Source organism: Promicromonospora kroppenstedtii, assembly GCF_044389675.1.
GTDB lineage: Bacteria > Actinomycetota > Actinomycetes > Actinomycetales > Cellulomonadaceae > Promicromonospora > Promicromonospora kroppenstedtii.
This window is the reverse complement of the sequence record NZ_JBIRYI010000017.1, coordinates 116831-137967: the sequence shown is the minus strand read 5'-3', so window position 1 is coordinate 137967 and position 21137 is coordinate 116831. Positions and strand designations below refer to the sequence as shown.

15 protein-coding genes are annotated in these 21137 nt (G+C 72.8%); 6 read left to right on the top strand and 9 right to left on the bottom strand.

What is annotated here, in order from left to right; all coding sequences use genetic code 11:
* Positions 1 to 159 precede the first annotated feature (159 nt).
* Complete coding sequence (locus ACH47X_RS23355; RefSeq protein WP_397407372.1) at positions 160 to 357, bottom strand: ferredoxin; 198 nt, start codon at positions 355 to 357, stop codon at positions 160 to 162.
* 154 nt (positions 358 to 511) lie between these two features.
* Positions 512 to 3097 carry an alpha-glucan family phosphorylase gene (glgP, locus tag ACH47X_RS23350; protein ID WP_397407370.1) on the bottom strand — a complete coding sequence of 862 codons (2586 nt, stop codon included), beginning with the start codon at positions 3095 to 3097 and terminating at the stop codon, positions 512 to 514.
* 133 nt (positions 3098 to 3230) lie between these two features.
* Here glgP and ACH47X_RS23345 point away from each other — a divergent pair, with 133 nt between their 5' ends.
* The 5 genes from ACH47X_RS23345 (at position 3231) to glgB (ending at position 12439) form a co-directional block, all read left to right on the top strand.
* Positions 3231 to 5336: an alpha-1,4-glucan--maltose-1-phosphate maltosyltransferase gene (locus ACH47X_RS23345; RefSeq protein ID WP_397407368.1), complete on the top strand. Its 2106-nt coding sequence runs from the start codon at positions 3231 to 3233 to the stop codon at positions 5334 to 5336.
* A 95-nt stretch (positions 5337 to 5431) separates the two neighbouring features.
* A complete protein-coding gene (gene treS, locus ACH47X_RS23340) occupies positions 5432 to 7216 on the top strand; it encodes a maltose alpha-D-glucosyltransferase (RefSeq protein ID WP_397407377.1) in 1785 nt (594 codons plus the stop codon).
* Positions 7213 to 8817, top strand: a complete 1605-nt coding sequence (locus tag ACH47X_RS23335; protein ID WP_397407366.1) for a maltokinase N-terminal cap-like domain-containing protein — start codon at positions 7213 to 7215, stop codon at positions 8815 to 8817. Before treS ends, ACH47X_RS23335 begins: the two co-directional genes overlap by 4 nt.
* Before the next feature lie 159 nt (positions 8818 to 8976).
* Positions 8977 to 9945, top strand: coding sequence for a type IV toxin-antitoxin system AbiEi family antitoxin domain-containing protein (locus tag ACH47X_RS23330; protein ID WP_397407364.1), 969 nt, complete (start codon positions 8977 to 8979; stop codon positions 9943 to 9945).
* A gap of 145 nt (positions 9946 to 10090) precedes the next feature.
* Positions 10091 to 12439 (top strand): 1,4-alpha-glucan branching protein GlgB, encoded by a 2349-nt coding sequence (gene glgB, locus ACH47X_RS23325; RefSeq protein WP_397407362.1) that lies wholly within the window; start codon positions 10091 to 10093, stop codon positions 12437 to 12439.
* 145 nt (positions 12440 to 12584) lie between these two features.
* On the opposite strand, the gene ACH47X_RS23320 is transcribed toward glgB, so the two are convergent.
* The 4 genes from ACH47X_RS23320 to ACH47X_RS23305 form a co-directional block, all read right to left on the bottom strand.
* Positions 12585 to 13550, bottom strand: coding sequence for a co-chaperone YbbN (locus ACH47X_RS23320; RefSeq protein ID WP_397407360.1), 966 nt, complete (start codon positions 13548 to 13550; stop codon positions 12585 to 12587).
* A gap of 63 nt (positions 13551 to 13613) precedes the next feature.
* Positions 13614 to 14636, bottom strand: coding sequence for a hypothetical protein (locus ACH47X_RS23315; protein ID WP_397407358.1), 1023 nt, complete (start codon positions 14634 to 14636; stop codon positions 13614 to 13616).
* 44 nt (positions 14637 to 14680) lie between these two features.
* On the bottom strand, positions 14681 to 15688 hold the full coding sequence (locus ACH47X_RS23310) for a hypothetical protein (protein WP_397407356.1): 1008 nt from the start codon (positions 15686 to 15688) through the stop codon (positions 14681 to 14683).
* Entirely contained in the window at positions 15685 to 17109 is a 1425-nt protein-coding gene (locus ACH47X_RS23305) for a hypothetical protein (RefSeq protein WP_397407354.1), read from the bottom strand. Before ACH47X_RS23305 ends, ACH47X_RS23310 begins: the two co-directional genes overlap by 4 nt.
* Before the next feature lie 340 nt (positions 17110 to 17449).
* On the opposite strand from ACH47X_RS23305, the gene ACH47X_RS23300 reads away from it, so the two are divergent.
* Positions 17450 to 19009, top strand: coding sequence for a DivIVA domain-containing protein (locus ACH47X_RS23300; RefSeq protein WP_397407352.1), 1560 nt, complete (start codon positions 17450 to 17452; stop codon positions 19007 to 19009).
* Between the two features lie 77 nt (positions 19010 to 19086).
* Here ACH47X_RS23300 and ACH47X_RS23295 read toward each other — a convergent pair whose 3' ends face one another.
* The 3 genes from ACH47X_RS23295 to ACH47X_RS23285 all read right to left on the bottom strand — a co-directional run bounded on the left by ACH47X_RS23295 (position 19087) and on the right by ACH47X_RS23285 (position 21099).
* Entirely contained in the window at positions 19087 to 19914 is an 828-nt protein-coding gene (locus ACH47X_RS23295) for an alpha/beta fold hydrolase (protein ID WP_397407350.1), read from the bottom strand.
* Positions 19915 to 19955: 41 nt separating this feature from the next.
* Entirely contained in the window at positions 19956 to 20729 is a 774-nt protein-coding gene (locus ACH47X_RS23290) for an alpha/beta hydrolase (RefSeq protein WP_397407348.1), read from the bottom strand.
* Between the two features lie 70 nt (positions 20730 to 20799).
* Positions 20800 to 21099, bottom strand: coding sequence for a hypothetical protein (locus ACH47X_RS23285; protein WP_020017601.1), 300 nt, complete (start codon positions 21097 to 21099; stop codon positions 20800 to 20802).
* Between the last annotated feature and the right edge of the window lie 38 nt (positions 21100 to 21137).

Sequence of the window (21137 nt, the reverse complement as noted above, 5' to 3'; positions counted from 1 at the left end):
GGGGGGCGCGGGGGGCGCCCCCCCCGCGCCCCCGGCCCCCCCCGCCGGGGGCCGGCGCTTTTGCGGGGGGGGGGGCGGCCGCCCCCGGGGGGGGCCCCCCCCGCCCCCCCCCCGCCCCCGACCGAAGTGGATGGGCCACGGCACTGCAGGACTACGACCTCAGGCGTTCTGGTCCACCCAGATGACGCCGGTGGGGCACATGCTCACGGCCTCCTGCACCGCGAAGTCCTGGTCGGCCGACGGCCGCTCGTCGAGCAGCACGACGATGCCCTCCTCGTCCTGGTCGAACACGTCGGGTGCGAGCAGGACGCACTGGCCGGCGCCGCAGCAGGCGTCACGGTCCACGTTGATCTTCATGGGGTCACTCTCCCCACCCGGGCCCCGGTTCGCCTAATCGCCCGCCCGACTCCTCGGCGGGTCCAGCGCACCGAACGTAGGATCAGTCGCCCCCTGAGCGCCGAGAAGACGACTGTTCCTACGTTCGACCGGTGGAGACCCGGCGGACGAGCGGTCAGGCGTTGGCGACCAGGCCTAGCTCCGCGACGCTCGCCAGGTGCCGGTGCCGCGGCACGATCCGCACGGTGTAACCGAACGGCCCGGACGTGTCCAGGCGGACCTCGCCGCCGAACGCGTGCCGCCCCGCCTCGTAGGACTCCACGAGGGCGAGCGGCTCGGCCGTGAACTCGTCGATGACGTCGGCCTCGGTGACCCGGCCGTGCACCACCTGCACGTCCACGTCCTCGGGCGAGAGCGGCCCGAGCGAGACGTAGGCACGCACCGTCAGCCGGTCGCCGACCCGCACCGCCTCGCCGATCCCCGCCGACTCGACGTGGTCCACGCGCACCTGGGGCCACGAGGCGCGCACGTGGGCCTTCCAGCCCGCGAGGTCCTTGGCCGCGGCGAACCCGTCGGCGGCGAGCAGCCGCCCGGCCTCGGCCGCCGGGGCGTACAGCCCGTGCACGTACTCGCCGACCATGCGCGTGGCCTGCACCTTCGGCCCGAGGGTGGCCAGCGTGTGCCGCACCATCTCCAGCCAGCGGCTCGGCACGCCGTCGGCGGACCGGCCGTAGAAGGCGGGCGCCACCTGGGACTCGACCAGGTCGTACAGGGCGGCGGCCTCCAGGTCGTCGCGGCGGTCGGCGTCCTCGACGCCGTCGGCCGTGGGGATGCCCCAGCCGTTCTCGCCGTCGTACCACTCGGCCCACCAGCCGTCCTCGATGGAGAGGTTCAGGCCGCCGTTGAGCGCCGACTTCATGCCCGAGGTGCCGGAGGCCTCCAGCGGCCGCAGCGGGTTGTTCAGCCAGACGTCGCAGCCCGGGTACAGCGACTGCGCCATGCCGATGTCGTAGTTCGGCAGGAACACGATGCGGTGGCGCACCTCCGGGTCGTCGGCGAACCGGACGAGCTGCTGGATCAGCCGCTTGCCGGAGTCGTCGGCCGGGTGCGACTTGCCGGCCACGATGAGCTGTACCGGCCGCTCCGGGTGCAGCAGGAGTGCCTTGAGCCGCTCGGTGTCGCGCAGCATGAGCGTGAGCCGCTTGTAGGTGGGCACGCGGCGGGCGAAGCCGATGGTGAGCACGTCGGGCGACAGCACGTCGTCGACCCAGCCGAGCTCGGCCGGGGACGCCCCGCGCTCGCGCCAGGACTTGCGCACCCGGCGCCGGGCCTCGGCCACGAGCTCGGCGCGCATCTCGCCGCGCAGGGCCCACAGCTCGGCGTCGGACACCTTGCCCGGGTCGAGCCAGCCCCCCGACGCCTCGGGTGCGGTGATCTCGTCCAGCCCCATCCGCTCGGCCTCGACGGCGGCCAGCCGCGGCGCCACCCACGTGGGCGAGTGCACGCCGTTGGTGACCGACGTGATCGGCACCTCGCGCGAGTCGAAGCCGGGCCACAGGCCCTCGAACATCTCGCGGGAGACCTGGCCGTGCAGCAGCGAGACGCCGTTCGCCCGGCCACCGAGCCGCAGGCCCATCACCGCCATGTTGAAGACGGTGGGGTCGCCCCCGTCGTAGTCCTCCGCCCCGAGCGCGAGCACGGTCTCGGTCGGCACGCCCGTCATCGTGTTGTCGCCACCGAAGTACGCGCTGACCAGCTCCTTGGGGAACCGGTCGATCCCGGCGGGCACCGGCGTGTGCGTGGTGAAGACCGTGGCCGCTCGGACCGCCTCGTGGGCCTCGCCGACGCTCAGGCCGGCGCCGACGAGCTCGCGGATGCGCTCCACCCCGAGGAACCCCGCGTGGCCCTCGTTGGTGTGGTAGACCTCCGGCTCCGGCGCGCCGGTGAGGCGCGACCAGGCGCGCAGCGCGCGTACGCCGCCCACGCCGAGCAGGAGCTCCTGCTGCAGGCGGTGCTCGCCGCCGCCGCCGTACAGGCGGTCGGTCACCTTGCGGGCCGCGTCGTCGTTCTCCGGCACGTTCGAGTCGAGCAGCAGGAGCGGCACCCGGCCCACGGCCGCGACCCAGACGTGCGCGTGCAGCGTGCGCCCGCCGGGCAGGGCGAGCGAGACGACCGCGGGCGTACCGTCGTCCTCGCGCAGCACCGCGAGCGGCAGGCCGTCCGGGTCGAGCAGCGGGTAGGTCTCCACCTGCCAGGCGTCGCGCGTGAGCGACTGCCGGAAGTAGCCGGCGCCGTACAGCAGACCCACGCCCACGATGGGCACGCCCATGTCGGACGCGCTCTTGAGGTGGTCGCCCGCCAGGATGCCGAGGCCGCCCGAGTACTGCGGCAGCACCGAGGTGATGCCGAACTCCGGCGAGAAGTAGGCGATGGCGCGCGGCAGCTCGCCGCCGGCCGGCGTGGTGCGGCCCTGGTACCAGCGCGGGTCGCGCAGGTAGTGGTGCAGGTCCTCGGCCGCCGCCCGCACCCGCCCCGTGAACTCCTCGTCCCCCGCGAGCGCCGCGAGGCGTTCGGAGCCGAGCGCGGCGAGCAGGGCGACGGGGTCGCCCCGGACGTCGGACCAGAGGTCGGGGTCGATGCTCGCGAACAGCTCGCGTGTCGGCGCGTGCCAGGACCAGCGAAGGTTCTGGGCCAGCTCGTCGAGCGCCGCGAGCTGCTCGGGGAGGACCGTGCGGACGGTGAATCTGCGGATCGCTCTCACCGGCAGAACACTACGCACTTGTCCCGGCGAGCACACCTGTTGCCGCGGGCTTCACCGACCCGTCCGACGACGTTCACCGGACCTCGGCGCGCCCCGCAGGCGAGTCACCCGAACCGGTCGATAGCGTGTTCCGGTGAGCCCGCACACGACTCCCGGCCGGATCGGCCGCATCCCCGTCCTCGAGGTCGCCCCTGTCGTCGAACGGGGCCGCTGGCCTGCGAAGGCGGTGGTCGGCGAGGTGGTCCCCGTGGAGGCAACGGTCTTCCGCGAGGGGCACGACGCCGTGTCCGCGACGGCCGTGCTGGTCGCCCCCGACGGGTCGGACCACTCGTGGGCGCCCATGACCGACGTCGCGCCCGGTCTGGACCACTTCCGGGGCGAGCTGCAGCCCGACGCCGAGGGCGACTGGACCTTCCGCGTCGAGGCGTGGTCGGACCCGTACGCGACCTGGGTGCACGACGCCGGGATCAAGATCGCGGCGGACATCGACACGGAGCTGATGCTCGCGGAGGGCGTGCGCCTGTTCGAGCGGATCTGCCGCCTGGTGCCGGGCGACGCGCTCGTCGCGGGAGGCCGGACGGCGCGCGACGCGCGGGTGCTGACCGCCGCCGGCAAGGCGCTGGCCGACGCCCGTCGTCCGGCGCAGGCGCGGTTCGCCGCGGCGACGGCGCCCGAGGTCACCGACGCCCTGCGCCGCGCGCCGCTGCGCGAGTTGGTCTCGGCGTCGGACGCCTACCCGCTGCGGGTCTCGCGGCGTCTGGCGCTGGCCGGGTCCTGGTACGAGATGTTCCCCCGGTCGGAGGGCGCGTACCAGAAGAAGGACGGCACGTGGGTGTCCGGCACGTTCGCGACGGCGGCCCGGCGGCTGCCGGCCATCGCGGCCATGGGCTTCGACGTGGTCTACCTGACGCCGGTCTCGCCCATCGGCACCACGTTCCGCAAGGGCCGCAACAACACGCTGGAGGCGGCGCCCGGGGACCCGGGCAGCCCCTACGCCATCGGATCGGCGGACGGCGGGCACGACGCGATCCACCCGGACCTGGGCACGGAGGCGGACTTCCGCGACTTCGTGGGCGCCGCGCGCGCCGTGGGCCTGGAGGTGGCGCTCGACATCGCGCTGCAGTGCTCCCCCGACCACCCGTGGGTCACCGAGCACCCGGAGTGGTTCGTGGTGCGCGCGGACGGGTCGATCGCGTACGCGGAGAACCCGCCCAAGAAGTACCAGGACATCTACCCGCTCAGCTTCGACACCGACCCGGACGGCCTGTACGCGGCGGTGCTCGGCGTGATCCGCACGTGGATCGACCGGGGCGTCACGCTGTTCCGCGTCGACAACCCGCACACCAAGCCGCTCGACTTCTGGGAGTGGCTGCTGGCCGAGGTGTACCGGACGAACCCCGAGGTCATCTTCCTGTCGGAGGCGTTCACCAAGCCCGCGATGATGCAGACGCTGGCCCGGATCGGCTTCCACCAGTCGTACACCTACTTCACCTGGCGCAACACCAAGGAGGAGGTCGCGGAGTACCTCGCGGAGGTGAGCGGGCCGCAGGGTTCGGTGCTGCGCCCGTCGTTCTGGCCCACCACCCACGACATCCTGCCGCCCTACCTGATCGAGGGCGGCGTCTCGGCGTTCGCGGTGCGCGCGGTGCTGGCGGCCACGGGCTCGCCCACGTGGGGCATCTACTCCGGCTACGAGCTCGTGGAGAACGTGCCGCGACCCGGCGTGGAGGAACAGATCGACAACGAGAAGTACGAGTACCGGCCGCGCGACTGGGCGCGTGCCGACGAGTACGGGATCGCCCTCCTGCTCGGTGAGCTGAACGCGATCCGCCGCACGCACCCGGCCCTGAGCCAGCTGCGCAACCTGACCGTGCACCCGACCACGAACGACCAGGTGGTCGCGTACTCGCGCCGGATCTCGGCCGATCACGCGTCGCGCGCGACAGGGGCGGCGGCGGGCCGCACCATGAGAGCAGGGGGTAACGATCGGCGTGCCCCGCGGCACGACGACGTGATCGTGGTCGTGCTGAACCTGGACCCCCGGAACGTGCAGGAGTCTGTAGTGCACCTGGATCTCTCCGCCCTCGGCCTCAGCGCCCCCGACGGCGACGACAACGCCCCGTTCTACGTGGCGCACGACCTCCTGTCGGGCGAGACCTACGGCTGGGGAGCCCATCCCTGGGTACGCCTCGACCCGCAGGTCCGGGTGGCCCACGTGCTGCAGGTGGGCCCCGCATGACGACGTTCGGGCCGGGTGGCCCCGCCGTCGGGCCCCCGGAGGGATACCCCGCACAGCCGACGCCGGAGCGGCCGGCCGCGCCGGAACGCCCGGCCATGCCCAACCCGCCGTCGGTGCCGGTGCCGGTCCAGGCGCTGCCGCCCCGGCGGCAGCCGCGGGTGGACGCCCGGCGCAAGGGCCTGTCCGACGACCCCGAGTGGTACAAGAAGGCAGTCTTCTACGAGGTCATGATCCGGTCGTTCTCCGACTCGGGCGACAACGGGACCGGCGACCTGCGCGGCCTCGTGGAGCGGCTCGACTACCTGGAGTGGCTCGGCGTCGACTGCCTGTGGCTGCCGCCGTTCTTCCCGTCCCCGCTGCGCGACGGCGGGTACGACGTCGCGGACTTCACCGCCGTCTCGCCGCAGTTCGGCACGATGGCGGACTTCAGCGACCTGGTCGCCGCCGCGCACGAGCGCGGCATCCGCGTGGTGATCGACCTGGTCATGAACCACACCAGCGACGCGCACCCGTGGTTCCAGGCGTCCCGTGCCGACCCGGACGGCCCCTACGGCGACTTCTACGTATGGAGCGACGACGCCACGCAGTATCAGGACGCGCGCATCATCTTCGTGGACACCGAGACGTCGAACTGGACGTTCGACCCGGTCCGCCGGCAGTACTTCTGGCACCGGTTCTTCAGCCACCAGCCCGACCTCAACTTCGAGAACCCGCGCGTCGTCGAGGCCATGCTCGACGTCGCCCGGTTCTGGCTGCAGCTCGGGGTGGACGGGTTCCGGCTCGACGCCGTGCCGTACCTGTTCGAGTCCGAGGGCACCAACTGCGAGAACCTGCCCGAGACCCACGCGTTCCTGCGCCGGGTGCGGCGGATGATCGACACCGAGTTCCCGGGCCGCATCATGCTGGCCGAGGCGAACCAGTGGCCCGCGGACGTCGTGGAGTACTTCGGCACGGATGACGACCCCGAGTGCCACATGTGCTTCCACTTCCCCGTGATGCCGCGCATCTTCTACGCGATCCGGGACCAGCGGGCCCGCCAGCTCCTGGAGATCCTCGCGGACACGCCCGCCATCCCGGCGAGCGGGCAGTGGAGCACGTTCCTGCGCAACCACGACGAGCTCACCCTGGAGATGGTGTCCACCGAGGAGCGCGCCAGCATGTACGGCTGGTACGCCCCCGACCCCCGGATGCGCGCGAACGTGGGCATCCGACGGCGGCTGGCGCCACTGCTCGACAACTCCCGCAAGGAGATCGAGCTGGCCAACGCGCTGCTCCTGTCGATGCCGGGCACGCCGTGCCTCTACTACGGCGACGAGATCGGCATGGGCGACAACATCTGGCTGCCGGACCGCGACGCGGTGCGCACCCCGATGCAGTGGACGCCGGACCGCAACGCCGGCTTCTCCACCGCCGACCCCGGCAAGCTGTACCTGCCGCTGGTCCAGTCGCTGGTGCACCACTACCAGCACACCAACGTGGAGGCCCAGCTCGCGCAGCCGACGTCGCTGCTGCACTGGATGCACAACATGCTGGCCTTCCGGCGGCTGCACCCCACGTTCGGCACGGGCGACTTCACGGCGCTGGACTGCAACGACGAGTCGGTGCTGGCGTTCACGCGCTCCTCCTCCGAGGAGACGCTGCTGATCGCCGCGAACCTCTCGGCGACCGCCCGGTCCTCGACGATCAAGCTCCCGGGGTACGCGGGCTGGACGCTCACCGACGTGTTCGGCGGGGCCGGATTCCCGAGCGTGGGCGACGACGGCATCCTGACGATGACCTGGGGCGCACGCGACTTCTACTGGCTGGTGCTCGCTCCGCCCACGCCGGCCGGAGCACCGGCCGCGCCGGACGACACGGCAGGGCAGGCGCGAGCGGTGTGAGCCCGGTACCCCCCGTCCACGTCTCCCCCGGAGCCGCGCACCTCTCCCCCGAGGTGCTGCGGCTGCTGGACAAGTGGCTGCCCCAGCAGCGCTGGTACCCGGTGCCGGCCGAGGGGGTCACGCACGAGCCGTGGCTCACGGTCACGTTCGGGGGCGTCGCCGACGTGGTCGTCGCGCTCCTGCGGCTGGCCGGGCCCGGCCTGGCCGCCGGCGACGAGTCGCTGGTGATCCAGGTCCCGCTGGTGCTGACCCCGACCGCGGAGCCGGAGGCCGACACGGCCGAGACCGAGGAGGCAGGGCTGATCGGCACGGTCACCACCGCGTCGGGCAGGGTCACCGTGCACGACGGCGGGGTGCACCCCGTCGCGTGGCACGCCTACTTCACGGCGGCACTGCCCGGCACGTGCGAGCCGGAGGACTGCGCCGAGCTCGCCGGGGCGCGGCGCATCTCCGGCGAGCAGTCGAACACCTCCGTGGTGCTGCCCGCCCTGCCGCACGCGACGGGCCGCGGCGGGATGCTGAAGATCCTGCGGACCGTGGCGCTCGGCCCGCACCCCGACGTCGTGATCCCGGCGGCTCTTACCCGGGCCGGCTGGGACGGAGTGCCACGCTACCTCGGGTCGGTCGAGCTGCCGGCCGACGGTCCCGGGGCTCCTGGCACTGCCGGGGATTCCGAGGATTCCGAGGATTCCGGGGCGGCCGGCGAGGCGCCGGCCCGCGCACACCTCGCCGTGCTCTCCGAGCTCGTGCACGAGGCGACCGACGGGTTCGAGCTGGCCTGCGCCTACGCGGCGCGGGACGAGGACTTCGGGGAGCGCGCGCTGGAGCTCGGCGCCGTCGTCGCGCACCTGCACACCGCCCTGCGCGAGGCGCTGGGCCCCGGCCCGGCGCTCGAGCCCGCGGGCTTCATGGGCGTGCTGCGCCGCCGAGCCGCCGAGGCCTTCGCGGACGTCCCCGCCCTCGCCCCGCACCGCGCGGGCGTCACCGCTCTGTACGACTCCCTGAGCACGCGTCTGTCGGCGGTCGTGGACGGCGGCGGGGTGGTGGCGATGCAGGCGATCCACGGCGACCTGCACCTGGGCCAGGCCCTCTGGTCGCCGGGCGGCTGGAAGGTGCTCGACTTCGAGGGCGAGCCGCAGCGACCGGTCGCCGAGCGCACCGCTCCCGACCTGCCGCTGCGCGACGTGGCCGGGCTGCTCCGGTCGCTGGACTACGCCGCCGCCGTCGGCCGCGCCACGGACCCGCAGTGGGTGTCGCACGCCCAGATCAGCTTCCTCGAGGGGTACCGCGAAGCGCAGAGCAGGGTGGGGGCCGAGGAACGAGGCACCCGCCCGGAACAGAGCGCAGCGGGACCCCGACCAGAAGAAGGAGAGGGGTACCGCGAAGCGCAGAGCAGGGTGGGGGCCGAGGAACGAGGCACCCACCCGGAACGGAGCGCAGCGGGACCCCACGGCACCGTACTCGACGTCGGCACCGCCGAGCTCATGCTGCGCGCCCTGACCGTGGACAAGGCCCTGTACGAGGTGGTCTACGAGTTCCGGCACCGCCCGGCGTGGATGCACATCCCGCTCGCCGCAGTGGAGCGCGTGCTCAGCTCATGAGCCCGACCACCTGAGGTTCTGTTCAGCCCACGAGGCTCTGCCCGCATCCACCGGTTTGAACCGTTGCAACCTCGTGGTCTGAACAGAACTCCCGCGGGGCGGCCCGGCGAGCCCTGTGGACAAGCAGCATCAAGAACTGCCATCGGCTGCAATGGGGCGATGAGATCAGCAGCGGGCCTTCCCCCGCCTCTCCTCGAGGTCGCCCGTGGGCAGGGCGGCCTGGTGTCCGCAGCACAGTGCGAGGAGCACGGTGTGCTGACGAGCCGGCGCAGTCGGCTCGTCGCCGCGGGCACCTGGAAGCGGCCGGCCCGCGGCGTGTACGACACCCATGAACGCGATGCCACCATGCACGAGTTCGACCAGGAACGTTGGCGTACCGTCTGGCTCGCGCTGAAGTCGTACCCCAGGTCCGCGGCGGTCGGCGAGATCGCGCTCATGATGCACGGCGCCGAGGGGCTGCCCCGCCGGCTCACCGCAGAGGTAGCACTGCCGGGCGGCACGTACGCCCGCCCTCGAGCAGGCGTGCGAGTGCGCCAGGTCGACCTGCACGGTCACGCGGTCAAGGTGCTCGGCCGCCATGCGGCTCGTGCCCCTCTGGCCCTGGTCCAGGCGATGCGGACGCTCTCACGAGACAGCTGGGTCCAGTGCGCCGACAGCCTGCTCAACAAGAAGGTCATCAGCGCGCAGGACCTCGTCGAGGTGCGGGCGCTCGCGCGTCGGGCAGGACTGGTCGCACGGCTCCACTGGGCCGACCTCGTCGACGGGCGCGCCGAGTCGCCCCTGGAGACCGAGGCACGGCTGCGGTGCGTCGACGCCGGCTTCCCGCCGGACGACCTGCAGCGCGAGTTCCGGGACGGCGAGGGGAAGTTCCTGGGACGCGCCGATCTCGTGTGGCACCTCGGCGACGGTCGCTGGCTGATCGCCGAGATCGACGGCGGTGCCTTTCACTCCTCGGACGACCAGCTCGGCCGGGACGCCGTCCGCCAGAACGACCTGCTCGAGGGCGGCAGGACGATCGTCCTCCGTTTTCGTAGCGCGCACCTCAGGCAGCCGCAGGGGCTGACGGAGCGGATCGGTCGAGTCCTGACCCGCTCCGGCTGGCAACCTGGACGGGCTCTCCCGACCTGACGTTCTGTTCAGCCCACGAACCTTTGCCCGCCGTGCTCGGTTTGAAACGTCGCAAGCTCGTGGCGTGAACAGAACACCAGGTCGACGCGCGATCCGTCCGCGTTACGTGTCGCACGCCACGTACCCGGCATGGAAAGGTGAACCCATGGCTGACCTGCCCGACGTCGACCTCGAGGCGCTGACCGCCGTCGCGTCCGGAACCCACCACGACCCGCACACCGTGCTCGGCCCCCACCTGCTCGACGGGCCGTGGACCGTGGTCCGCGCCCTGCGCCCGCTGGCCGACGAGGTGGTCGTCGTCACGGCGAGCGCCGACGGCGGCGCGGAGGTCGCGGCGACCCATCAGGGGGCCGGCGTGTGGGCCGCCGTCGTCCCGGCCGCCGAGGAGGCGGACGGGTCGCGGCACGCCCCGGACTACCGCATCCGCACCCGGTCCGGCACGGACACCTGGACCTCCGACGACCCGTACCGGTTCCTGCCCACGCTGGGCGAGGTGGACCTGCACCTGATCGGCGAGGGGCGGCACGAGCAGCTCTGGCAGGTGCTCGGCGCCAACCCGCACCGGTACCCGAGCGGGGCCGGCGACATCGCCGGCGTCGCCTTCGCCGTGTGGGCCCCGAACGCGCGCGGCGTGCGGCTCGTGGGCGACCACAACGGCTGGGGCGGCACGCACCCGATGCGGTCGCTCGGGCACACCGGCGTCTGGGAGCTGTTCGTCCCCGACGTCGGCCCGGGGCTGCGCTACAAGTTCGAGATCCTGGGGGCCGACGGCGTCTGGCGTGCCAAGGCCGACCCGCTCGCCAAGGCGACGGAACAGCCGCCCGCCACGGCCAGCGTCGTCACCGCCTCGGAGCACACGTGGCACGACGAGGCGTGGCTGGCCGCCCGGTCCGCGTCCGACCCGCACTCCGCGCCGCTGAGCGTGTACGAGGTGCACCTGGGCTCCTGGCGGCCGGGCCTCGGCTACCGCGAGCTCGCCGAGCAGCTCACCGACTACGTCGTCGAGCAGGGCTTCACGCACGTGGAGCTGCTGCCCGTGGCGGAGCACCCGTACGGCGGCTCGTGGGGCTACCAGGTCACGAGCTACTACGCGCCGACGTCGCGGTTCGGCTCGCCCGACGACTTCCGGTACCTGGTGGACCGGCTGCACCAGGCCGGGATCGGCATCGTGCTGGACTGGGTGCCCGCACACTTCCCGCGCGACGAGTTCGCCCTGGCCCGGTTCGACGGGACGCCCCTGTACGAGCACCCGGACCCGCGGCGCGGCGAGCAGCAGGACTGGGGCACGCTGATCTTCGACTTCGGCCGCCGGGAGGTGCGCAACTTCCTGGTCGCCAACGCGACGTACTGGTTCGAGGAGTTCCACGTCGACGCCCTGCGGGTGGACGCCGTCGCCTCGATGCTCTACCTCGACTACTCGCGCAAGGACGGCGAGTGGACGCCCAACGTGCACGGCGGCCGGGAGAACCTGGAGGCCATCGCGTTCCTCCAGGAGGCGAACGCGACCGCCTACCGCCGCACGCCCGGCGTCATGATGATCGCTGAGGAGTCGACGGCGTTCCCGCAGGTCACCGGGCCGACGTCGAGCGGCGGCCTGGGCTTCGGCCTGAAGTGGAACATGGGCTGGATGAACGACACCCTGCGCTACCTGGCGGAGGACCCGTACAACCGGCGCTACCACCACGGCGAGCTCACGTTCTCGCTCGTGTACGCGTTCACGGAGCAGTTCGTGCTGCCGATCAGCCACGACGAGGTGGTGCACGGCAAGGGTTCGCTGCTGCGCAAGATGCCCGGCGACCGGTGGCAGCAGCTCGCCGGCGTGCGCTCGTTCCTGGCCTACCAGTGGACCCACCCGGGCAAGCAGCTGCTGTTCATGGGCTGCGAGTTCGCGCAGGACACGGAGTGGGCGGAGTCCGAGGGCCTGCGCTGGGACCTGCTCGCCGACGCCGGGCACTCGGGCGTGCAGCACCTGGTCCGCGACCTGAACGCGCTGTACCGTGCGACGCCCGCGCTGTGGGAGCTGGACTTCGACCCGTCGGGCTTCGAGTGGCTGGAGTCCGACGACGCCGACCACAACGTACTCGCGTACGTGCGCCGGTCCCGATCGGGGGACCCGGTGGTGGTGGTCGTGAACTTCGCGGGCGTGCCGCACGAGGGCTACCGGCTGCCGCTGCCGGACGTGCCCCGGACCCGTGGCGCTGCGGGGGTCGAGCCCGGATCGGTGGTCGATCCTGTCGGGACCCTCCCGCCGGCCGAGCCCGCGGAGACGTCGATGCGGGTCGCGCCGGCCGATGCCGCGACCCTGGCCGAGCCGGTGGCCGCGGGCGGCCCGGTGTGGCGCGAGGTGCTCAACACCGACGCGACGGTCTACGGCGGCTCGGGCGTCGGCAACATGGGCAGCGTCCAGGCCGAGCCGGTCCCGCACCACGGCCGCGCGTGGTCGGCCCCGATGCGCATCCCGCCGCTGGGCGCCCTCGTCCTGGTCCCGGAGTAGCCCTCCTGGAGCGGCCCTCCTGGAGCGGCCCAAACTCTTTCGAGGCCTGGGTTTCTTCGCTTTGAGTCGCCTCAAAGCGAAGAAACCCAGGCCTCGAGGGTGATCGGCAGACCAGACTGCCGACCCTGCCGACCGGAGTGCCCGGTCAGTACAGGCTGATCGCCAGGCGCTTGCGGGCCTTGCTGACGCGCGGGTCCGTGGTGCCGGCCACCTCGAAGAGCTCCAGCAGCCGCACCCGGATCTTCTCCTTGCCGTCGGCGTCCGTCTCGGTCAGCAGGTCGAGCAGGCGCGCGAACGCGTCGTCCACCTTGCCGCCCAGCATGTCCATGTCGGCGACGGCGAGCGCCGCGTCGACGTCGGACGGCGCGGCCGCGGCGGCCTGGCGCACGGCCGCGAGGTCGGAGCCGTGGGTGCGCTGCATGAGGTGCACCTGGGCGAGGCCGGCGGTGGCGTCGGTGTCCTTCGGGTCCTGGCGCAGGGCCTTCTCGTACGCCGCGGCGGCACCCGCGAGGTCGTCGCGCTCGATCGCGTCGTACGCCTCCTGGTGCAGCGGGGGCAGCGGCTGCTCCGGCTCGGGCTCGGCCTCGTCGCCCGTAGGGGCGGCTCCGCCCGGGGCCAGGCCGGTGACGCCGTTCTGCTCGGCGGCGGCCAGCACCTGGTCGAGCACGCCGCGGATCTGCTGCTCGTCGGCGGCGCCCTGGAACAGGGGCAGGGGCTGACCCTGCAGCACGGCGACGACGGTCGGCACGCCCTGCACCTGGAACGCTGCGGCGACCTGCGGGTTGGCCTGCGCGTCCACGCGGCCCAGCAGGAACCGGCCGGCGTACTCCTGCGCGAGGCGGCCCATGGTGGCACCCAGCTCGGCGTTCGCCTGGTCGGTCGGGATCCACAGCAGGATCACCACCGGGTAGGTGGTCGAGTCGCGGACGAGCTGCTCGAAGTTCGCCTCGCTGACGTCCACCACGAACCCGCCGGCTTCGGGTGCGCCGCCGGGCTGCCCGGGCGGCGGCGCCTGGGGACGGTTGAGTGCGGACAGGTCGACGGCGCCGCGCACCGCGAACTCGGGCTGCGCGCTCCGGGCGGGGCCGGGCTGGGGGGACGTACTGCTCATGGGGGCAATCCTAATGAACCACGCGATCGATACCCGTCGACTCCGCTCTGGGCGATCAGCGGGTCACTTGTTCGAGACGGACGTGGGCACGCGGTGGAAGCCCAGCAGGGTGACCTGGTCCGGCGAGCCGGCGGGGGGCACGTACAGCGCGACGAGGTCGCGGTAGACGACCTTCATCACCGCGGTGCCCTTGGCGTTGCCCCACAGCGCCTTGGCCGACGGCGTGCTCGGGGTCAGCCGCCACCCCTTCTCCGCCTTCAGGGTCTCCTGGCTCGCCAGCGCCGCCAGCACCACGGCGCCGCCGTCGGCCGTGCGGACCGCCTTGACCGGGTCCTTCGTCGGCTCGTACCCGACCTCGAACGTGCCTTTGGCCTCCTTGTCCTCCTTCTTGATCGCCGCGAGGTAGCTCTCGCCGGTGTCTCGCAGGTACTGCCGCAGGTCGTCGTCGCCGAAGCTCTCGGCGTACTTCGACCGGTCGTCGATGCTCAGGACCGACGCGTACTGCTGCGCGACGTCCTGCGGCGAGATCTTGAGGCTCGTGTCGTCCGCCGCGACGGCCGGGCTGCCCAGCTTCGCCTCCGCGAACTGTGGCATGGTCACCCCGGGCGCCAGGTAGACGAAGCCCCACATCTTGTACTGGTCACGGGCCGAGGGCTGCTCGAACGCCGCGAGCAGCGGCGGGGCCTTCTCGGAGGGCTGCTCCGTGATGACGAAGCTGCTGCGCGGCCAGCCCTGCTCGGACGGCAGGATCAGCTGCCGGTCGGCCAGCGACAGGCTGACCAGTGCCTTGTCGTCGCCGGACGCGGCGATCCGCAGCTCGGCCCGGCGCAGCTCGAGCGCGGGACCGGACAGCCGCTCCTCCAGCGCCTGCGCGCCCTCGTCGCCCTTCGCGCCGTCGACGACCGCCGTCACCTGCTCCAGGATCTTGCGCTCCTGGGTCTCGCTGACGACCGCCGCCGCCACCGGGGCATCGGCTACCGGGACGGGGAGCTCGGTGGTGCAGCCCGTGAGCAGGAGTGACGTGACGACAAGGGCGCCGCCCGGGACGAGCCCGGAACGCGGAAAGAGTGGCCTCCGTGAATTCACGGAGGCCACCCTAGCCAGGGCTGACCGAGGGGTCAGCGAAAGCGTCAGCCGTTCGAGACCGACGACGGCACGTGCTCGTAGCCGACCAGGCTGATCTGGTCCTCCGAGTCCTTCGGCGGCACGTACATGGCCACCATGTCCTCGTAGTTGACCTCGACCACGTTGGTCACGTCCTTGTTGCCCCACAGGGCCTGGGTCGTCTTGGTCGGCGGGCCGATCTCGCAGCCCTCCTCCTTGGCGGTGATGGTCTCCTTGCTGATCATCGCCGCCATCACGAGGGCGCCGCCGTCAGCGGTGCGCACCGACTTGACCGGGTCCTTGGTGGGCTCGTACGCGACCTCGAAGGCGCCCTTGCAGTCTTCCTTGTTGATCGCGTCGACCTGCAGCTTGCCGTAGTCCCGGAAGAACTGGCGCAGGTCGTCGTCGGCGAAGTTGCCGGCGTACTTGGAGTCCTTGTCGACCGTCAGCACCGAGGCGTACTGCTTGATGACGGTCTCGGGGGTCTCCTTGAGGCTCTCGTCGTCCGCCGCCACCGCGGCGCTGCCCAGGTCGGCCTCCGCGAACTGCGGCATGGTCACACCCGGCAGCAGACGGACCCAGCCCCAGAGCTTGTACTGCTCGCGGGCCTTGGCCTGGTCGAACGCCATGAGCACGGGCGTGGTGAGGTCCTTGGGCTGCACGGTGATGGCGAAGCTGCTGCGCGGCCACTCCTGGTCGGAGGGCAGGATGACCTGCTGCATCTCCATGTTCAGGTCCGTCAGCGGCTCGTCGTCCTTGCGGGCTCCGGCCACCTTGAGCTGGGTCTCGCGGATCTTGAGCGCGGGCCCGGACAGGCGCTCGCTCAGCGAGTCCGCCTCCTTGGCCTTGGTCACGCCCTCGACGACGCCGGACACCTTGTCCAGGATCTTGCGCTCCTGGGACTGCGTCACGACGGCCGCCGCGACCGGCGCCTCGGGCTTGGGTACGGGAAGCTCCTCGGCGCAGCCGGCCAGCAGGCCGGTTGCCAGCACGGTCGCTACCACGGCCATGGATCGGGTCGTGGTGCGTCTCATCTGTTACCTCCGTCGTCGCTCCCGGTCACACCCCAGGTCTGGCGCCACGCCGCGGCGCGGCTGCTCGGGGTCTCCTGCTCGGGTTCGGGCTGGGGTTCCGGCTCGGCGGCCGGCACGGCCGGCATGGCGCCGGTCGCCGCCCGGCGCTGCGCCTGCTCGCGCATGCGCATCTCGCGCCGGGTCATCGGCTTGCCCGACGGCGCGGGCGCGGCCTGGGCGGCTGCCGCGGCCTCGCCGCGCGCGGGGGCGGGCTGCGGCTGCTCGGGGACGGCACCGCCGAACGACGGGGGCGCCGTCGGCTGGGCCGGGGCCGCCGCGGGAGCACCCGGGGCCTGGCTCCGCCGGCTGCGGCGGATCCCGCGGATCGACGCCGCCGGGGCGGCGGCCGGCTCGGGCGCTGGTGCCGGCTCGGGGGCCGGGGCGGGCGTGATCGGTGCCGCGCCGCCGAAGGGGGCGGGCGCGGACACCGGCGCGCCCCAGGCCTGGGTGCGGTCCTCCTGGGGCGGGGACGCACCCGGCTCGGGCGTACCCGGTTCGGGCCGGCCCGGCAGCGGCGTGCCGCGCTCGGGGCGGCCGCGGCCCGGCCGTTCCGGGCCCGCCGGCGGAAAGACCGCCGTGCCGCCGTCGGGCGCGCCGAGCGCGGGTGGGAACCCGCCGCGCGGCTCCTCGGGGTGCTGGTCCTGCTCGTCGCCGTCCACCCCGAAGACCGCGTCGCGGCGCGGCAGCTCGGAGCCCGACTGGCGGGTACGGACCGCGGACGGAGCGTCCTTCTTGCCGCCGTTCTTCTTGCCGCGGCGGGCACCGAGCAGCATGAAGACGCCGAGGATCAGGGCGAAACCGCCACCGAGCACGCCGGGCCACAGGTACGGGGTGTTGACGGGCCGGGGCCAGGTGAGCTGGAGCGTGGGCGCCTCGGCGCCCTTGCCGACGCCCGCCGCCAGCAGCACGACGCGGCCGGGCTGCTCGGTCCAGCGCATCTGGACCGTGCCCTCGCCGCTGACCTCGGTGATCCACATGTCGGAGCCGGCGGGGTCCGGGCCGCTGGCCGGCTTCTCGGCCGGCTCCGCGGACTCCTCGTCGTCGGTGGTGGCAGGCGTGCCCGGGGCGACGCTCAGCGTCTCCCACGAGGACAGACCGGTCACCGAGTCGTAGGGGTCGCTACCGACCCAGCCGAGCACGTCGACGTCGGACCCGAGCGCGAGCGTGACCTTCTGCCCCTCGGGAACAGTGGCCTTCACGGTCACCTGGTCGTCGACGAGGCCCAGGACGCCGGGCTCGGTCACGACCATGGTTCCGTCGCCGCTGGGGGTCGCGGTCGCGACAACAGTGTCGGAATCGCGCAGGACGGTTGCCGTCGCGATCCCGAATCCGATCCCGCCGAGGCCGGCCACGATCAGGAGGATCGCCAAAAACCTTTGCACCACCGATTCCCTTCGAAATTTTGGGCGCGTGCCCGTCGATCAGGTGGATGTTCCAGCATAGGGACCGAACTCAGAGCACTGTCCAATGACAGGTGTGCTTGTGAGGTTCGGCCGGGACTCTCACTCTTCCTTCACCGAGGTATGCCTGAACCGCCACGGCGGTCCAGGGGTCCCGGGCCAGCGGGCAGTATTCCACGCATTGCGTAGATTGCATCCCACTGCGGAGTATCCACATCCGCAGAAGGCACGTATTCTGGGCGCCGGACGGGCCGTACACACGGCGTCCCAGGGGGGAGCCTGACCCGCGCCTCACCAAGTTCCGACACTGGAGGTCTGCACCGTGTCCGACGAGCGCTCGCTCTTCCCGACTGCCATGCGTGGTTACGACCGCGACCAGGTGCACGCGCACCTGGACCGACTGAACCACGCTCTCGAAGAGGCGCGCAGGCAGGTCGAGGCCTCTGACGGCCGCGCCATGCAGCTGACGCAGGACCTGAACGACGCCAAGCGCAACCTGCGCGAGACGGAGAAGCCGTCCTACGCCGGCCTGGGTTCGCGCATCGAGCTCCTGCTGCGGTCCGCCGAGGACCAGTCGACCGACATCATCAACCAGGCCAACCAGCAGGCCGCCGATATCATGGCGCGCGCCAAGCTGTCGGGCGGGCAGGTGCGCTCGCGCGCCGAGTCCGAGGTCGCCGAGATGCTCGCCAGCGCTCGTCGCGAGGCCGAGGAGATCCGCACCACCATGGCCGCTGAGGCGGAGGGCCACCTGCTCGCCGCCCAGCGCCGCGCCGAGGAGCTCGTGGGCTCTGCCGAGCGGGAGTCCGCGCAGATCGCCAGCGCGATCAAGGCCGAGGAGAGCGAGCGCCGGGCCAGCCTGGAGCGCGAGCTCGGCACCCTGCGCTCCACCGTCGAGCGCGAGACCACGGAGCTCCGCGTCAACACCGAGCGGGACACCGCCAAGCTCCGCGCCCAGGTGAACGCCGAGACCACCGAGCAGCGCGAGACCGCCGAGCGCGACTCGTCCGCGATGCTCGCCAGCGCCCGCGCCGAGGCCGAGCAGATCCTGTCCGAGGCCCGCCGTCAGGCAGCCGAGGCGTCGAACGCCGTCACCACCGAGATGGAGGACCTGCGCGAGCAGGCACGCGCGGCGCTCGCCCAGGCAGAGCTCGACATCGCCACCCGCAAGGAGGCGGTGGAGAAGGAGCTGGCGGAGCGGCACGAGACGGCCAAGACCGAGACCGCCAAGCTGGTCAGCACGGCCGAGGAGCACGCGGCCGAGGCCGAGAAGCGCGTGGCCGTGGCGCTCGAGCAGTCGGAGAAGATCCGTTCCGAGTCCGACGTCTACGTCAAGGACCTCGTGGCCGACGCACGCAAGTCCGCGGACCGCATCGTCGCCGACGCCCGCGAGTTCGCCGAGCAGACGATCGACGACGCCCGCGCCGAGGCCGAGTCGAGCCGGTCCGCCGCTCAGCACCAGCTCGAGGACCTCACGCGCCAGCACGACTCGATCAACTCCTACCTCGAGGAGCTGCGCGGCATGCTCGGCACGCCGGCGGCCGCGCCGGCCGGCTCTGCCGCACCGGCCGCTCCGGCGGCCAAGCCCGCGAGCATGGCGGGGGCCACCCCCGCGCAGCAGGCGCGCTTCGCCGTGGTGGGCGACGGCACCGAGGCCGAGCCCGACGTCTCGGGTGACGCCGACGCCTCGATGCCGGCGTCGATCCCGCCGAGCAACCCGACGCCCGTGCCCGTCGGCACCGCGACCGTCGTGATCCCGTCGGTCAAGGGCACCAAGGCCAGCACGAAGGCCGGCGCCGCTGCTTCCGACTCGGCGTCCTCCCCCGCGGAGAGCGAGGAGGCGGACGCCCCCGTCGCCGAGAAGGCCGGCGCGTCGAAGTAGTCCCCGCACCCGCTGACACAGGTCGGGGCGCGTTCCACCACCCGGTGGATCGCGCCCCGACCTGTGTGCTCAGGTGATCAGTGGTGGGCCACGACGTGGGTGTGCAGCAGGCCGAGGGCGGCGGCGACCGCCTGGGGGTCCTCGACGACGCTCATGTGCCCGGTACCCGGCACCAGCGTGAGCGCGGCGTCACCCATGGCGGGGCCTGCGGGCGAGCCGGCCGCCCGCACCATGTGCTCGGCCTCGGCCAGCGGCGTGATGGTGTCCTCGGCGCCCACCACGACGGCGACCGGCGCGTCCAGCCTCTCGAGCACGGCGGTCCGGTCGGGGCGGGCCGCCATCGCGCGCTGCGACCAGGCGACGCCCGCGGGTGACTGTGCCCGGATCCAGGAGTCCAGCAGGGGGAACAGGTTGCGCCGGTGCTCGGTGCTCGTGGCGCCGACCAGGTTGGCGGGCATGCCCAGCACGGCGTCGACGGTCTGGCTGGCGTCGACGGCGGCGGCGATCCGCAGACGCTTGGCCCGCGCCTCCTCGGTGTCCGCGGTCGACTTCGTGTCCACCAGGCCCAGGCCCGCCACGAACCCCGGATGCCGCTCGGCCAGCGCGAGCGCGACATACCCGCCCATCGAGTGCCCGACGATGATCGCGTTGCCCTCCCCCGCCTCCGTCATCGTGCGGTACACCGCATCGGCGATGTGCTCGATGCTCGGCGGGAACCCGTCCAGGTCGCTGTGCCCGGCGCCGGGCAGGTCGACCCCGATGGCCCGGATGCCCGGCGGGAGGTGCTCGGCGCACGCCACCCACATGCGGTGGTCCAGCGGGAAGCCGTGCAGCAGCACGAGCGGCACCCCGCCGCCGTCCTGCAGCGTGAACGTGGCCAGGTTCCGGATGGCTCGCGAGGTCATCGTCGTCCTCCTGTGGTGGGTGCTGGTTCGGGTACGACCGTTCAGGAGGTGCCCAGAGGCCCGTCCCAGTGGGTCGGCAGCGGGAGCGGGTGGTCCGGCAGGACGTGGCCCACGATCTCGTTCAGCGCGCGCGCGACGGCGGGTTCGCCGACCCAGAGGTGCTTCGCGCCGTCGACGCCGATCACCTCGGCCTGCGGCACACGCGCGAAACGGCGGCGGGCCTCCTCGGGACGCAGGTAGTCGTCGAGCTCGGGCACCAGCACGACGAGCGGCTTGCCGAACGCCGCCCAACGGTCCAGGTCCTCGTCGGTCGCGCGGTGCAGGGGCGGCGACAGCAGGATCGCGCCCTCGATGCTCGGGTCGGCGCCGTGCTTGAGGACCAGCTCCGTGCCGAACGACCAGCCGACCAGCCACGGCCGGGGCAGCCCGCGGAACTCGGCGAGCTCGATCGCCGCGCCGACGTCGTACTTCTCCGCCTCGCCGCCGTCGAACGCGCCCTCGCTCGTGCCGCGCGGGGAGGACGTGCCCCGCGTGTTGAACCGCAGCACCGCGAGGTCCGCCAGCGCGGGCAGGCGCCAGGCCGCCTTGCGGTACACGTGGGAGTCCATGAACCCGCCGTGCGTGGGCAGGGGGTGGAGCGTGAGCAGGCTGGCCACGGGTTCGCGGTCCGCGGGCAGCGCGAGCTCGCCCACGAGGGTGAGGCCGTCGGCGGTGTGCAGCTCGACGTCCTCCCGCTGCGCGGGCAGGACGGTGAGCGAGCGGATCTGGTGGGTGGTCTGGCCGGAGGCCGCGTCCGGCGTCGCTTCAGTGGTCATCGGGTCCATTCTCCTCCCGCGTCCGGGAGGACGCGTCGGCGCTGGGCGTGTCGCGCGGCGGGCCGGACGCTCAACGCAGGTTCGCGCGGCGCTGCCAGCAGCTGTTGTGCCAGTGCCGCCGGGCGTCCAGCCCGGCCTCGGCGCCGCCGAACCCGTCCGTCTTCCACGCGACGACGTGCGGTGTCCCCGGGGTGACCTCCTGGCGGCAGGCCGGGCAGACGTAGGTCTTGTCGGAGGACCGGATGCGCTGCACCACCCACTCGCCGTCGGCCGCCGACTCGCTGCGTCGTCCGCCCGTGGCCCGGTCCACGTCGAGGGGGACATGGTCCGCGGCATACGGACGCTTGCTGGAGCGGCGGTTCGACGGCATGGCATCTATTGTTCCGCAGGGCGGAGCGGATGGCTCAA